The organism is Pollutimonas harenae, assembly GCF_004153685.1.
Classification (GTDB): Bacteria; Pseudomonadota; Gammaproteobacteria; order Burkholderiales; family Burkholderiaceae_B; genus Pusillimonas_C; species Pusillimonas_C harenae.
Window position 1 is genome coordinate 905,544 of record NZ_SDQD01000002.1, and the last position, 13,241, is coordinate 918,784.

Annotated in this window: 14 protein-coding genes; 4 read left to right on the top strand and 10 right to left on the bottom strand. The window is 55.6% G+C overall.

Going from position 1 to position 13,241, the window contains the following annotated elements; genetic code table 11:
• Nucleotides 1-10 precede the first annotated feature (10 nt).
• From ERD84_RS11100 to ERD84_RS11120, 5 genes are all read right to left on the bottom strand, one after another.
• Nucleotides 11-1,612: an ABC-F family ATPase gene (locus ERD84_RS11100; RefSeq protein WP_130039672.1), complete on the bottom strand. Its 1,602-nt coding sequence runs from the start codon at nucleotides 1,610-1,612 to the stop codon at nucleotides 11-13.
• Nucleotides 1,613-1,666: 54 nt separating this feature from the next.
• Nucleotides 1,667-2,614, bottom strand: coding sequence for an LD-carboxypeptidase (locus tag ERD84_RS11105; protein ID WP_130039673.1), 948 nt, complete (start codon nucleotides 2,612-2,614; stop codon nucleotides 1,667-1,669).
• Between the two features lie 90 nt (nucleotides 2,615-2,704).
• On the bottom strand, nucleotides 2,705-3,163 hold the full coding sequence (gene tadA, locus ERD84_RS11110; RefSeq protein WP_130040037.1) for a tRNA adenosine(34) deaminase TadA: 459 nt from the start codon (nucleotides 3,161-3,163) through the stop codon (nucleotides 2,705-2,707).
• Nucleotides 3,164-3,173: 10 nt separating this feature from the next.
• The gene (locus ERD84_RS11115) at nucleotides 3,174-4,022 is read right to left on the bottom strand and encodes an HAD family hydrolase (protein WP_130039674.1); all 849 of its coding nucleotides are present in this window, start codon (nucleotides 4,020-4,022) and stop codon (nucleotides 3,174-3,176) included.
• 30 nt (nucleotides 4,023-4,052) lie between these two features.
• The gene (locus ERD84_RS11120; RefSeq protein WP_130039675.1) at nucleotides 4,053-5,537 is read right to left on the bottom strand and encodes an NAD(P)H-hydrate dehydratase; all 1,485 of its coding nucleotides are present in this window, start codon (nucleotides 5,535-5,537) and stop codon (nucleotides 4,053-4,055) included.
• An 85-nt stretch (nucleotides 5,538-5,622) separates the two neighbouring features.
• Between ERD84_RS11120 and ERD84_RS11125 the strand changes: the two genes are divergently transcribed.
• Genes ERD84_RS11125 through ERD84_RS11135 form a run of 3 tightly spaced genes read left to right on the top strand, consistent with a single transcriptional unit; the run spans nucleotide 5,623 to nucleotide 8,235 of the window.
• The gene (locus ERD84_RS11125; protein WP_130039676.1) at nucleotides 5,623-6,549 is read left to right on the top strand and encodes an ABC transporter ATP-binding protein; all 927 of its coding nucleotides are present in this window, start codon (nucleotides 5,623-5,625) and stop codon (nucleotides 6,547-6,549) included.
• Entirely contained in the window at nucleotides 6,546-7,307 is a 762-nt protein-coding gene (locus ERD84_RS11130; RefSeq protein WP_130039677.1) for an ABC transporter permease, read from the top strand. Before ERD84_RS11125 ends, ERD84_RS11130 begins: the two co-directional genes overlap by 4 nt.
• A gap of 31 nt (nucleotides 7,308-7,338) precedes the next feature.
• Nucleotides 7,339-8,235 carry a dihydrodipicolinate synthase family protein gene (locus ERD84_RS11135; RefSeq protein ID WP_130039678.1) on the top strand — a complete coding sequence of 299 codons (897 nt, stop codon included), beginning with the start codon at nucleotides 7,339-7,341 and terminating at the stop codon, nucleotides 8,233-8,235.
• Between the two features lie 99 nt (nucleotides 8,236-8,334).
• Here ERD84_RS11135 and ERD84_RS11140 read toward each other — a convergent pair whose 3' ends face one another.
• The 5 genes from ERD84_RS11140 to ERD84_RS11160 all read right to left on the bottom strand — a co-directional run bounded on the left by ERD84_RS11140 (nucleotide 8,335) and on the right by ERD84_RS11160 (nucleotide 12,644).
• Nucleotides 8,335-8,817: a YajQ family cyclic di-GMP-binding protein gene (locus ERD84_RS11140; RefSeq protein WP_130039679.1), complete on the bottom strand. Its 483-nt coding sequence runs from the start codon at nucleotides 8,815-8,817 to the stop codon at nucleotides 8,335-8,337.
• Between the two features lie 39 nt (nucleotides 8,818-8,856).
• Nucleotides 8,857-10,518: an acyl-CoA synthetase gene (locus ERD84_RS11145; RefSeq protein ID WP_130039680.1), complete on the bottom strand. Its 1,662-nt coding sequence runs from the start codon at nucleotides 10,516-10,518 to the stop codon at nucleotides 8,857-8,859.
• A 94-nt stretch (nucleotides 10,519-10,612) separates the two neighbouring features.
• Nucleotides 10,613-11,338 (bottom strand): LrgB family protein, encoded by a 726-nt coding sequence (locus ERD84_RS11150; RefSeq protein ID WP_130039681.1) that lies wholly within the window; start codon nucleotides 11,336-11,338, stop codon nucleotides 10,613-10,615.
• Nucleotides 11,335-11,688 (bottom strand): CidA/LrgA family protein, encoded by a 354-nt coding sequence (locus ERD84_RS11155; RefSeq protein ID WP_130040038.1) that lies wholly within the window; start codon nucleotides 11,686-11,688, stop codon nucleotides 11,335-11,337. Before ERD84_RS11155 ends, ERD84_RS11150 begins: the two co-directional genes overlap by 4 nt.
• Nucleotides 11,689-11,741: 53 nt before the next feature.
• Nucleotides 11,742-12,644 (bottom strand): DMT family transporter, encoded by a 903-nt coding sequence (locus ERD84_RS11160; RefSeq protein WP_130039682.1) that lies wholly within the window; start codon nucleotides 12,642-12,644, stop codon nucleotides 11,742-11,744.
• A 133-nt stretch (nucleotides 12,645-12,777) separates the two neighbouring features.
• On the opposite strand from ERD84_RS11160, the gene ERD84_RS11165 reads away from it, so the two are divergent.
• Nucleotides 12,778-13,239, top strand: coding sequence for an Lrp/AsnC family transcriptional regulator (locus tag ERD84_RS11165; protein WP_130039683.1), 462 nt, complete (start codon nucleotides 12,778-12,780; stop codon nucleotides 13,237-13,239).
• The last annotated feature ends 2 nt before the right edge of the window (nucleotides 13,240-13,241 follow it).

The following is a 13,241-nucleotide window of genomic DNA, read 5'->3' on the forward strand; positions in this document are numbered from 1 at the left end:
ACAGGCTTAATCAGGCTTCGATACCGCGCGAAGACAGGTATTCGTCGTAAGTGCCGTGGTAGTCGACGACTTCGCCGCCAGGCATGATTTCGAGTATGCGGGTTGCCAGACCGGAGACAAATTCCCGGTCGTGCGATACAAAGAACAGCGTGCCTGCATAAAGCTCAAGGGCAAATTGCAACGACTCGATCGACTCCATATCGAGGTGGTTGGTGGGCTCATCAAGCAACATGACATTATGACGGCCTAGCATCAGGCGACCAAAACTCATGCGATTCTTTTCACCACCAGACAGCACGTTGACTTCCTTGCTGATTTCGTCGCCAGAGAACAACAGGCGGCCCAACACAGAGCGCATGGACTGGTCGTCATCACCGGCCTGACGATAGTCGCCCAACCAGTCAAACAGGTTTTTATCCGACTCGAACTGATCGGACACATCCTGTGCCATATAACCCAGGTCGGCACTATCGGACCACTTCACGCTGCCGGTATCAGGGGCGAGGTTACCCGCCAGCATGCGCAGCAAGGTGGTTTTACCGACCCCGTTGGCACCGACGATCGCTACCTTTTGGCCGGCTTCGACCATGGCGGAAAAAGGCTTGATGACCTGATGGTCGTAGGACTTGCTGATGCCATCTACAGTGACAGCGAGCCGGTGCAGGACTTTGTTCTGTTCAAAGCGAATATAGGGATTCTGCCGGGACGAAGGCTTGACTTCGACAGCGCTGGCCTTGATGCGGTCAATCTGCTTGAGTCGGGACGTAGCCTGCCTGGCCTTGGATTTATTGGCCGCAAAGCGCCGCACAAAATCCTGCAACTCGGCAACGCGTTCCTTGGCCTTGGCATTAGCTGCGCTTTGACGCTCGCGCGCCTGGGTGGAGGCCAGCATGTAGTCGTCGTAATTGCCTGGATAGACGCGCAACTCGCGGTAGTCCAGGTCGGCCATGTGCGTACATACCTGATTCAGGAAGTGACGATCGTGACTGATGATGATCATCGTGCTTTGATAGCTGTTGATCACATCTTCCAGCCAGCGGATCGTATTGATGTCCAGGTTGTTGGTGGGCTCGTCGAGCAGCAACACATCGGGATTCGAGAACAGAGCCTGGGCAAGCAACACGCGCAGCTTCCAGCCAGGAGCGATTTCGCGCATGGGTTGCTCATGCTGCTCTACAGGAATTTCCAGGCCCAGCAGCAATTCTCCGGCACGCGCCTCGGCAGTGTAGCCGTCGTACTCGGCGAACTTGGCTTCGAGATTGGCCGCGTGCATGTAGTCGTCTTCAGTCGAATCGGGGTTGGCATAGATGGCGTCACGCTCGGCCATTACCTGCCACATTTCCTCGTGACCCATCATGACTACGTCCAATACCCGGGAGTCTTCATAGGCAAACTGATCCTGGCGCAGCTTGCCCAGCCTGACCCCAGGTTCCAGTGACACATTACCCCCAGACGGCTCCAGGTCACCCCCGATGATTTTCATGAAGGTGGACTTGCCCGAACCATTGGCCCCAATCAGGCCGTAGCGATTGCCTTCGCCAAACTTGACGCTGACATTTTCGAACAAAGGTTTGGGACCAAACTGAATAGTAAGATTTGCGGTGGAGATCACAGGGTGCCGTTCACATAAGAAAGGAAAACAACCTGCTAGTTTAACAAGCCGCCGTTAAAAATGCTCTTCGAGTACCAAATGCGCCATGCCCGGCTCCGTGGCGATACCTACCTTCTTTCCTATGGGCAAAGTGGCTTTGACCTTGACATGGCCATAGGGCAAGCCAGTAATGACCGGCACCTTGATGGCCGAGCGCAGCCACGCGACAGTGGACGGAAAGTCATAGCCACCATCGGCGGCGCCTAGTCGATATTCTGTGAACCTGCCCAATACAATGGCTTTTTGTCGTCCTAGTATGCCCGCATGCAATAGTTGGGTCAGCATACGTTCAATGCGATAGGGATGTTCGCCTATGTCTTCGAGGAACAGAATACCGCCGCGAATCTTGGGCATGTAAGGCGTACCGACCAGGGAGGCCACCATGGCCAGATTACCGCCCCACAACACGCCACGCGCATCTACCGGGTCGGCATCCTGGGTTTCAAAACTGAGGATTTCAAGCTCTTGATGCATGCTTTCCACAAATAGCGAAGCGGTCAGCTCATCGAGTTTTTTAGCACCAAAATCGAAGATTGCGGTTGGGCCGCTATAGCTGACGGCTCCGGTCTTGGCCAACAGCGCCAAATTGAAAGCGGTAAAGTCGCTCAGGCCCACAAAGATTTTTTCGCTGGCAGCCACCTGCTCCCAGTCTATGAATGGCAGCAGCCGGTTAAGCCCATATCCACCGCGCGTGGCCATGACGATGGGATGCTTTTGCTTGAGTGAGCGGGCAATGGCAGCCAGACGCTGCTTGTCGGTGCCGGCAAAACGCTCGTGCACGGCCAGAGCCGTGCGATCAACAGCTGTCTTGAAGCCCAGGTCAGCAAGCCGCTGACGTGCCAGATCGAGCGTGGCGGCATCAGCCACCGCACCCGATGGCGAAATCAGGTAAATTCCGCCAGGCTTTCTATGCTGGTGTGCGTGGTGTTCATGATGATGATCGTGCTCATGGTGCTGAGTCATGGTTGAACCTGTATTGGAATTAAAGACTTGCCGCAAATAGTAATGCATGCGGACTGGCTGCCCTGCCATGCGGGGTATCTGGCGTGGCGTTCAATCTGTCGCTGCGGCCTTCGCCAGAGTCCGCCGTTCGCGGAAAAAACGCCGAAGCAGCTCTGCGCACTCTTCGGCCAGCACCCCACCTTCGACCTTGGTCTGGTGATTGAGCTGGACGATGCCATGTACGCTAAGCACACTGCCGCAAGCACCGGTTTTCGGATCGGTAGCGCCAAACACGACGCGGTCAAGTCTTGCATGCAACATCGCACCCATGCACATGGTGCAAGGTTCAAGCGTAACGTAAAGACTGGCGCCGGGCAGACGATAATTGCGCGCATGCTTGGCAGCGGCACGCAAAGCAACAATTTCGGCATGTCCGGTGGGATCGTGGTCTTGGATAGTGCGATTGAAACCCGTGCCTATCACCTGCCCTTGTTCATCCAGCACCACCGCACCCACAGGGACCTCACCCGCAGCATAGGCCAGTTTCGCCTGATCGAGCGCCAGCCGCATGGCAGCGTCATCAACCACGATAGATCCGGTTGTTCAGGGAAATACGGCCAGCAAGGCTTTCCACCGCCTCTTCCAGCCATTGGTACAGCTCGGCTTCGTCGTCATAGCGTGCCTGGTTCAGGTTGGAGACGCGGCCCTCTTGAATAAACCCCCAGGCCCTGCTGCGTTTATCGCGGTGACGGGGATCCCACACACCAAACGCCACGCCACCTGAGCGCCTGATAAGCGAAAAACAGGGAATATCGGTATAGCCGTCGCCCACGAAAATCATCTGTTCGAAAGGAATGCGCAGCTTGTCGGCTGCAATTTTGCGGTTGACTTCAAAGGGCTTGTTGCGCGAGGCGAGGCCCACAATGCCTTTCTGTATATGGAACAGATAGCGCGTCTTGTCGGTAAAGCTGACTACCCGTTTGGGGAAACGAATTGCGCCAGCCTGATCGTAAATGAATTCCGAGGCCCAGATATCGGTGAACTCGTGGGCAATAGGCGTCTGGCGTACGACATCGCCTATACCGCTGGAAATCAGATAGAACTCAAGCTGTACCTGCGGATGCTGGACCTTGACCATTTCACGCAAGCGGCGGAACAAGGTCTCGACGCCTGCATGCAATGGCAGACGCCGGCCCCACTCTTCCAGCCGTTCGCGGGTGATGGGACCATGACTGCCGGCATCCGACAGCGCGATCATTTGATACAAATAGGCCGGAACCGGATCCCAGTCTTGCTCGAATAGTAAAGGCCCCACGCGATCCGTCCAGAACTGCTCGACATCGACTCCCATATCAGCCAGAAACCCTGACGTGCTGTCGGGCGCAAGCGTGTCGTCGAAATCGAAAATCAAGGCAATGACATCAGACATGGAAAGCTCTTGTAATGTGATTCCGGCAGTTTAACGCGATAGGCCATGCCGCAACAGGCGCCGCAACACACGGGGCACCATGCCAGGCAGGTCTTCGGAGAGTAGCCCGGGGCCGAACAGTCTGGCGGCCTCACCATGCAGCCAGACACCCGCTGTTGCGGCATCGAAAGCCTCCATGCCCTGAGCCATGAGACCGGCGATCAGACCCGCCAGCACATCGCCGGTACCACCAGTGGCCAGATAGGCAGGTGCGTTGCCATTGATGACGGTCCTTCCGTCGGGCGCCGCAATGACCGTATCGGCACCCTTCAAGACCACAATGGCCCCGCTGCTGCGTGCCGCCTGGCGTGCTCTGTCGAGTTTAGGACCATCAACCGAAAACAGCCGATTGAACTCGCCTTCATGCGGGGTCAGCACACAAGGGCCCGCTATCGCGGAGAACAAGGCTTGTGGGTCGGAGCTGAATACACTGATGGCATCGGCATCCAGCACGACGGCACGACGGCTGGCCAAAGCCTGCAATGCATGCATGCGCGTCAGATCCGACACACCTGCTCCGGGTCCCACCACAAGCACATTGATGCGCCCATCGGAGAGAACCTCGTCCAGAGACCCGGATTCGCGCAACGGATACACCATGACACTAGTCACGCTGCCAGCATAAACAGACCATGCTGTAGCGGGGGCGGCGATGCTGACCAGTCCTGCTCCGACTCTTGCACAAGCTGTGGCAGCTAGCCTGGCCGCTCCGGTCATAAGACGCCCGCCGATCACCAGTGCATGCCCGCGTTGGTATTTATGCCCGTCGGGCGTCGGCCACGGATAGCGTTGCAGCCATAGCTCAGGGCCGTTCTGGAAGACAGAGATGGGTAGCGCAGCCAGCACCGTATCCGGAACACCAATGTCGACCACCTGAATCTCACCGCACAGTTGTCTACCCGGTAGAAGCATGTGACCGGGTTTCTTGCGAAAAAAAGTGACTGTAATACTAGCCGGTGCAACCAGGCCCAACACCTGTCCTGTGTTGCCGTCAAGACCGCTAGGCACGTCGACCGCGCACACCGGAAGCCCACGGTCAGCCAACGCGGCAATGACGGACGCCGCAGCGCCACTTAAGGGACGCGACAAGCCGGCGCCGAACAGGGCATCAATGACCAAACCCGCCCCATCAAGCAAGGCAGGCGTCAGGGGGTGGATATCATCGTTCCATAACTGGGCATGGTGAGCCGCATCGCCGGTGAGCAAAGCCTTGTCACCCAACAAGCCCAGGCGTACCGGCCAGCCGGCATCCCGAAGGTGACGGGCTGCTACAAAGCCGTCGCCGCCATTATTACCAGGCCCGCACAGTATGCTGACAGTCTGGCGCCGCCAACGAGCGCTTACAGCGCTTGCCACTGCCGCGCCTGCCGCTTCCATCAGGGCAATGCCGCTTATCCCGGCTTGAACGGCTGCTTGATCGGCTTGCGCCATTTGCGCCGTCGTGAGCAGCGCCAGATGATGGTCGGGAGCATTCATGATGAAAAATATCCGTTTGATATACGATAGCGCAACAAGCAGCTGTGTACTATAGCTCCTGACGCAGAACAGCCGGAATCCATCCATGCCGTCCATTATTACCGTATCGAATCTTGATAAAACCTATGCTTCAGGTTTTCAGGCGCTTAAAAACGTCAATCTGGACATCCATCGGGGCGAGATTTTTGCCCTGCTGGGCCCCAATGGCGCAGGCAAGACCACATTAATCAGCATTATTTGCGGCCTGGCCACCCCCAGTGGCGGCACGGTCACCGCCGATGGGCACGACATCGTCAAGAACTATCGGGCCGCCCGTTCAAAAATCGGACTGGTACCCCAGGAACTCACGACTGATGCCTTCGAAACCGTTTGGGCCACCGTCAGTTTCAGCCGCGGCTTGTTTGGCAAGCCCGCGAATCCGGCGCATATAGAAAAAATTCTGCGCCAGCTGTCTTTGTGGAGCAAAAAAGACAACCAGCTAAGAACACTCTCGGGCGGCATGAAACGTCGCGTGCTGATTGCCAAGGCGCTGTCGCACGAGCCGCAAATCCTGTTTCTGGACGAACCTACGGCAGGAGTGGATGTTTCGCTGCGCAAAGAAATGTGGGAGGTCGTGCGGTCGCTGCGCGATACGGGCGTCACCGTCATTCTTACCACCCACTACATTGAAGAAGCCGAAGAAATGGCCGACCGTGTCGGTGTGATCAACAACGGTGAAATCCTGCTGGTCGAAAAAAAGCAGGAACTCATGCGCAAACTGGGCAAGAAGCAACTGACGCTGCAACTGCACGAGCCCCTACGATCGATTCCACAGAGCCTGTCTGGCTATCAACTGGATCTGTCCGAGGATGCATGCGAAATCGTCTACACCTACGACACTCAGCACGAGCATAACGACATGGCCGCGCTCTTTAAAGACCTGAGTCTGGCAGGCATAGCCTTCAAGGACCTGCAAACCAAACAGAGCTCACTTGAAGAAATCTTTGTGAAACTGGTACGGAGCTCAACTTGAATATTCACGCCATGCGCGCCATTTATTTTTTCGAAATGGCTAGAACGTGGCGCACTATGATGCAAAGCATTATTGCGCCGGTTATCTCTACATCGTTGTATTTTGTGGTGTTTGGCGCAGCCATCGGCCATCGCATCACCGAAGTCAGCGGTGTCAGCTACGGAGCTTTCATCGTACCGGGCCTGATCATGCTGTCGTTGTTGACGCAAAGCATCTCCAACGCGTCATTTGGTATTTATTTTCCAAAATTCAGCGGCACCATATACGAACTGCTTTCTGCTCCAATATCGTATATGGAAATCACAATCAGCTATGTCGGCGCTGCTGCCACAAAGTCAATTATTCTGGCAGCCATCATCTTGCTCACCGCCACGTTTTTTGTGCCCTTGCGCATTGATCATCCGGTCTGGATGCTCTTTTTCCTGGTAATGACCTCCCTTACTTTCAGCTTGTTCGGCTTCATTATCGGCATTTGGGCCGATGGCTTTGAAAAGCTGCAAATCGTTCCTTTGCTGATCGTCACTCCCCTGACCTTTCTCGGTGGCAGTTTTTACTCCATAGATATGTTGCCGCCCTTCTGGCAAACTGTAACGTTGTTCAACCCAGTGGTGTATTTGATCAGCGGCTTCCGCTGGAGTTTCTACAGCATCGCTGATGTAAACATATACGTCAGCCTGGGCATGACCCTGTTCTTTCTGGCATTGTGCCTGGTGCTGATTGCCTGGATCTTCCGCACAGGCTACCGCCTTAAACCCTGAGCCCCACAGCCACTCATCGAGTCATAGATCAATGCCCAAAGCCCAAGCAAAAGAATTTCACGGTGTTTTTCCTTATCTGGTTTCTCCCGTCAATGACCAAGGCCTGGTCAAGCAGGCCGTTCTGACCCGCCTGTGTCACGATCTGATCGCCGCGGGCGTGCATGGACTCGCGCCTCTGGGGTCGACCGGCGAGTTTGCTTATTTGAATGCCGATCAACGCTCAGAGGTCGTCCAGACTGTCATCGCTGCAGCGGCGGGCAAAGTACCCGTGGTGCCGGGGGTAGCCTCCACAACCTTGCGCGATGCGCAAGAACAGACCCGCCGCTACGAAGCCATGGGCGCTGATGGCATTCTGGCCATTATGGAAGCATATTTTCCTGTGGACGATGATGGCGTCTATCGGTATTTCAAGGCTATTGCCGAGGCTACCTCGCTGCCCGTGGTCATCTATACCAACCCGAACTTCCAGCGCAGCGACCTGAGCGTACCCACGCTCGAAAGGCTCAGCCACATACCCAATATTCGCTATATCAAAGACGCATCCTCGAATACCGGGCGCCTGATGTCCATCATGAACCAGGTCGAAGGCCGCATAGAGGTATTTGCCGCGAGCGCCCACATACCCGCTGCCGTCATGCTCATAGGTGGTAAAGGCTGGATGGCTGGTCCCGCCTGTGTGGCGCCTCGGCAAAGCGTCAGACTCTACGAGCTTTGCCGGGCCCAAAAGTGGAATGAAGCCTTGGAGCTGCAACGAAGCTTATGGCGTTTGAACCAGATATTCGCCAAATACAATCTGGCGGCCTGCATCAAGGGAGGCTTGCTCCTGCAAGGCTACGACGTCGGCGCGCCCATAGCACCACAAGCACCGCTGACCGAAGCAGGTCTGGCGGAAGTCGCAGCGGTCTTGCGCAGCATAGGCGCACTTTGAATCTTTCCGTTTCCAGGCCAAGCGTGAACGCGAAGGCGAAGCGTACGCACTAATAGGCAAGCGACGCAGGCAAAGTGCGCGCTTGCTGTAAAAATGGAATTAATCGCGGAAATTATTGAATTGGAGAGGCAGATCGACGTCTGACTTGCGCATCAACGCCATGGCGTTCTGCAGGTCATCACGCTTTTTGCCCGATACACGCAGTTTTTCGCCATTGATCTGCGCCTCGACCTTCAGCTTTGCGGCCTTGAGTTCGGCAATCAGCTTTTTTGAAATAGCTTGCTCGATGCCTTGCCTGATAGTCACCTTGCGGCGTGCCCCACCCAGGTTTTCAAGCGGGTCACCCACTTCCATGCACCGTATATCAATGCTGCGTGCAGTCAGGCGGCCACGCAAAATATCAAGCATCTGGTTCAACTGAAACACACTGGGTGCGGTTTGCGTCACGACAAAACCATCAAGTTCAAACTTGGCATCCACACCCTTGAAATCGAAGCGCGTGGACAATTCACGGTTTGCCTGATCGATCGCATTGCTCAGTTCGTGCTTGTCGACCTCGGAAACCACATCAAATGAAGGCATACATAAATCCTGTAAACAAAAAAACAATAAGAACTCGTCCTATTGGACGGCAGCCGCCTCCAGGGCTTCGGCCTGCTTGCGCAACTCGAACTTCTGTATCTTTCCGGTAGACGTTTTGGGTAGCTCGCAAAACACCACTTGGCGCGGCACCTTGAAGCTTGCCATATGTTTTTTGCAATGTTCGATGATGGATTCAGGTGTCGCCTGAGCACCATCTTTCAGCTCGATAAAAGCGCAAGGGGTTTCGCCCCAGCGCTTATCAGAACGCGCAACCACCGCCGCTGCCAATACATCGGGATGCCGGTAAAGGATGTCTTCAACTTCGATGGACGAAATATTTTCGCCGCCTGAAATAATGATGTCTTTACTGCGATCCTTGATCTTGACATAGCCATCCGGGTCCATGACAGCCAGATCACCACTGTGGAACCAGCCGCCCGCAAGCGCCTCTTGTGTAGCCTTGGGATTCTTCAGGTAGCCTTTCATGGTGATATTGCCACGGAACATGATTTCACCCATGGTTTCGCCATCGGCCGGCACCGGCTGCATGGTATCAGGATCCATGACGGCAATGCCGCGCTCAAGATGATAGGTAACCCCCTGGCGCGCATTCAGGCGGGCACGCTCACCTATGTCGAGATCGCCCCAGTTTTGATGCTGGGCGCACACAGTGGCTGGACCATAGGTTTCGGTCAATCCGTAGACGTGCAGCAAATTAAAGCCCATGCGTTCCATGCCTTCTATCATGGAAGCAGGTGGCGCTGCACCCGCCACCATGGCCTTGACGCCTTGCGGAACACCCTGCTTGATGCTGTCGGGCGCATTGACCAACATGCTGTGCACGATAGGCGCACCGCAATAATGATCAACACCATGCTCGCGTATGGCATCAAAAATAGCCTGTGCCTCGATGCGACGCAAACATACATTGACCCCGGCGCGCGCTGCCACCGCCCAGGGAAAGCACCAGCCGTTGCAGTGGAACATGGGTAAGGTCCACAAATACACGGCGTGCTTGGGCATATCCCATTCAAGAATATTGGAAATGGCCGCCGTAGCCGCACCACGGTGATGATAGACCACGCCTTTGGGATTGCCAGTGGTGCCGCTGGTGTAGTTCAGGGCGATGGCATCCCATTCGTTGCCAGGCAGCGACCAGGCGAAATCAGGATCGCCGCCTGCGATGAAATTTTCGTACTCTGAATCGCCTATGGGCTGATTGGATCCGGTATACAAGCTGTCAGTCGCATCAATAACCTTGATGGGCGCTGACGATGTACGCAGGGCCAAGGCCTTGCTCATGGTTGGCGCAAACTCGGGATCGACAATCACCACTTTGGCTTCGCCATGATCAAGCATGAATGCCACCATTTTTGGGTCGAGCCGCGTATTGATGGTGTTGAGAACCGCACCGGCCATGGGCACGCCGAAGTGAGCCTCGACCATGGGCGGAGTATTGGGCAGCATGACGGCAACCGTGTCGCCCTTGCCTATGCCTGATTTGCTCAAGGCGCTGGCAAGCTGCCTGCAACGGCGATACAGCTCGGACCAGTTACGGCGCAAGGCCTGTGGACCTGTTCCGTGAACCACCGCCAATTGCTGCGGATAGGTGGCCGCGGAACGTTCGATAAAAGACAGTGGCGACATCGCCGCGTAGTTGGCGGGCGTTTGCGGTAAGTCCTGGTCGAAAATACTGGTCATGAGGTCTCCTTCCTGATGTTATGCCTGCGGCCATGACGACTTAAGGTAGTGTACGTGCATGGGCGCTGATGATGACAAAATCATAGCGCCCGCATCAAAAAAGCGCCAGCAAAGACAGCAGAACAGGTACTAACACTGCGGTGGCGATGCCGTTTAACCCCATGCCTAGTGCAGCAAAGGCGCCGGCCGTTTCGTTGACCTGAAAAGCCCGGGCCACGCCTATGGCATGTGCACTGAGCCCCAGGGAAAAACCTTGGCTAACCGGATCGCGTACCTTAAGCATTCGGAGCAGTTGGCCTGACATCATGGCGCCCGAAATACCTGTAATGGCGACGGCGACCGTGGTCAATGATGGCAGGCCACCGCTAATCGCAGCCACTTCCATGGCAATGGGCATGGTTGCCGATTTGGGGCCTAGGGAAAGCTGGGTAGGCAGGCTGGCGCCCATGAACCGGGCAATCCCCCAGGCCGACAAGATGGCACAGGAAGAACCGGCCAGCAGCGCCACCATAACTGGTAAAAACAGGCGCTTCAGGCGATCCAGCTGACTGTATAGGGGGATGGCCAGCGCCACCGTTGCCGGACCGATCAGAAACTGCAGCAGCCACGTGTGCCGGGCGTATACAGGATACGGCGTATCGGTTGCGTACAAAAAGGCAATGACGATAATGACAGCAACCAGAACGGGCAGCAGTAACGGATTGCCGCCGCTGCGCTGATAAAGCACCGCGGCAAGCAGATAGGCAGCCAGAGTGAAGCCCAGCCAGAACAGGGGCGTATCGGCCAGATAGACCCAGGCGGCAAGCAGGTTTTCCATCATGAATCACTACGCCCCGTGATCCGGATCATCCAGCGCAAGGTAACTGCCGTAACGATAATGGTCAGGGCCACACCGACTATGCAAGCCAGCAGAAACGGAATCCACTCACTCTCCAGCGGCCCAAAATAAAGCATGATGCCAGCCACCAACGGCACGAACAACAACATCAAGTGCTTCAGCATATGGTGGCAGGTATCACGCAAACCCGTGGGGACACGGCCATATGCCATGAGCGCAACCAGCATCAGCAACATACCGATAAGTGGGCCAGGCAATGGCAAGCCCGTAAGCCGCGCAAGGACCTCGCCTGCTGCCTGCATCATGAAGAGAACGGTTACGGCAAGCAAAATAGGCATAGTGATCCAGTATGAGGAGCTTTCCAATAAGGTGTTTTTTATTCTATTTAAGGCACTAGCGCCGGGCGGCGTCTCAAGCCCCAGCCCTGCCGCATGGCGGCAGCCGCGAACAATATGACCACCACACCCAGCCATTGCATCCATTGCAGTCGGTGCCCGAAGGCAATCCAGTCGACCAAAATAGCCACAACCGGGTAAATGAACGACAAGGCACCGGTTATCGAGGTAGGCAATTTCTGGATCGCACCATAGAGCAAGACATACATCAGACCGGTGTGGACGACACCCAGTGCCAGCAGTGTAAGCCAGGCCACCGGTGGCTGGCTCGGCAAGGCTGAAACCTGAGCAAAGGGGGCGAGCAATAAAATTCCGGCACAGACCTGAATCAGCGCAATCAAATGGGGTGGCATACCCGTCAGCTTCTTGACCACAATGGCAGCCACAGCATATAAAAATGCTGCGCCCAGCGCCAGTGCGACACCCACCAGATAGGCGCCGGCACCATAAGCTGGCGCCGCTCCATGCTGCTGCGTAATGGCCAGCATGCCCAGGAAAGCCAGGCTCAGCCACGCCACTTTGTCGAGCGTAATGCGCTCACCCAGGAATAACGCACCCAGGCCGACCAGCATGAAAGGCTGGGTGTTGTATACCGCGGTTGCTATGCCTATGGAGGCGCGTGAATAGGCAGCGAACAGCAGCAGCCAGTTGCCCACGATGGCAACGCCACTGATCACAGCCCAAAAGAACTTGTTCCAGCTGAGCAACTGGGGCTTCAGAAATCCCATCAGCCCGCAAATCAATAATAAAGTAAGGGCCCCGATGGCGCAGCGCCAGAACACGACATCCAGCACCGCCTGGCCGGACATCAACACAAACCACCCTATCGTTCCTGAAATGAGCATGGCGCTTGCCATCTCGAAGGAACCACGTTTTATTTGCTCGTTCTTCATTACCTACACTCCATGTTTGCATAGTGTAAGTGTGACGTTTTCAGGCCTGTTGTTCCATGGAAAATATAAAGAGAAATAGTATTCTTTCCTTATTTATGGCAAGGTATATTTATCTTTTACCTTAAAAAATGTCATGCCAGACGAAACAGACCAAATTCTGATCGCTGCACTCATGGAGGACTCGCGCCGTTCATTGAAGGCATTAGCCCAAATCAGCGGCCTGTCGTCACCGAGCGTGGCCGAACGCCTGCGCCGACTAGAAGAGCGCGGGGTACTGACTGCGTACACCGTCACGGTAGATCCTAAATCCTTCGGCTACCAGCTTCAGGCAATCGTGCGGATTCGCCCCATGCCCGGCCGTATGCACGCCATCGAACGCCTGATACAGGCCATTCCAGAATTCACTGAATGCGACAAGGTCACGGGAGAGGACTGTTTCGTCGCACGCCTCAATGTGCGCTCCATGGAGCAACTGGACGCCATTCTGGACAAATTATCGGATCAGGCCGAAACCAACACTTCCATTGTCAAGACCACACCAGTCAAAAGGCGACTGCCACCCCTCAAGCACTATGCGACGACGCCAGAAAAATGAAA

What these genes read in the sequence shown, in the direction of transcription:
- tadA (WP_130040037.1), bottom strand. Translation starts at nt 3,163, where the DNA reads ATGCGGCTGGCGCTCGATCAGGCGAAACTGGCCTATGCTGCGGGTGAG.
- ERD84_RS11165 (WP_130039683.1), top strand. Translation starts at nt 12,778, where the DNA reads ATGCCAGACGAAACAGACCAAATTCTGATCGCTGCACTCATGGAGGAC.
- ERD84_RS11160 (WP_130039682.1), bottom strand. Translation starts at nt 12,644, where the DNA reads ATGAAGAACGAGCAAATAAAACGTGGTTCCTTCGAGATGGCAAGCGCC.
- ERD84_RS11145 (WP_130039680.1), bottom strand. Translation starts at nt 10,518, where the DNA reads ATGACCAGTATTTTCGACCAGGACTTACCGCAAACGCCCGCCAACTAC.
- ERD84_RS11140 (WP_130039679.1), bottom strand. Translation starts at nt 8,817, where the DNA reads ATGCCTTCATTTGATGTGGTTTCCGAGGTCGACAAGCACGAACTGAGC.
- ERD84_RS11125 (WP_130039676.1), top strand. Translation starts at nt 5,623, where the DNA reads ATGCCGTCCATTATTACCGTATCGAATCTTGATAAAACCTATGCTTCA.
- ERD84_RS11105 (WP_130039673.1), bottom strand. Translation starts at nt 2,614, where the DNA reads ATGACTCAGCACCATGAGCACGATCATCATCATGAACACCACGCACAC.
- ERD84_RS11150 (WP_130039681.1), bottom strand. Translation starts at nt 11,338, where the DNA reads ATGATGGAAAACCTGCTTGCCGCCTGGGTCTATCTGGCCGATACGCCC.
- ERD84_RS11120 (WP_130039675.1), bottom strand. Translation starts at nt 5,537, where the DNA reads ATGAATGCTCCCGACCATCATCTGGCGCTGCTCACGACGGCGCAAATG.
- ERD84_RS11135 (WP_130039678.1), top strand. Translation starts at nt 7,339, where the DNA reads ATGCCCAAAGCCCAAGCAAAAGAATTTCACGGTGTTTTTCCTTATCTG.
- ERD84_RS11115 (WP_130039674.1), bottom strand. Translation starts at nt 4,022, where the DNA reads ATGTCTGATGTCATTGCCTTGATTTTCGATTTCGACGACACGCTTGCG.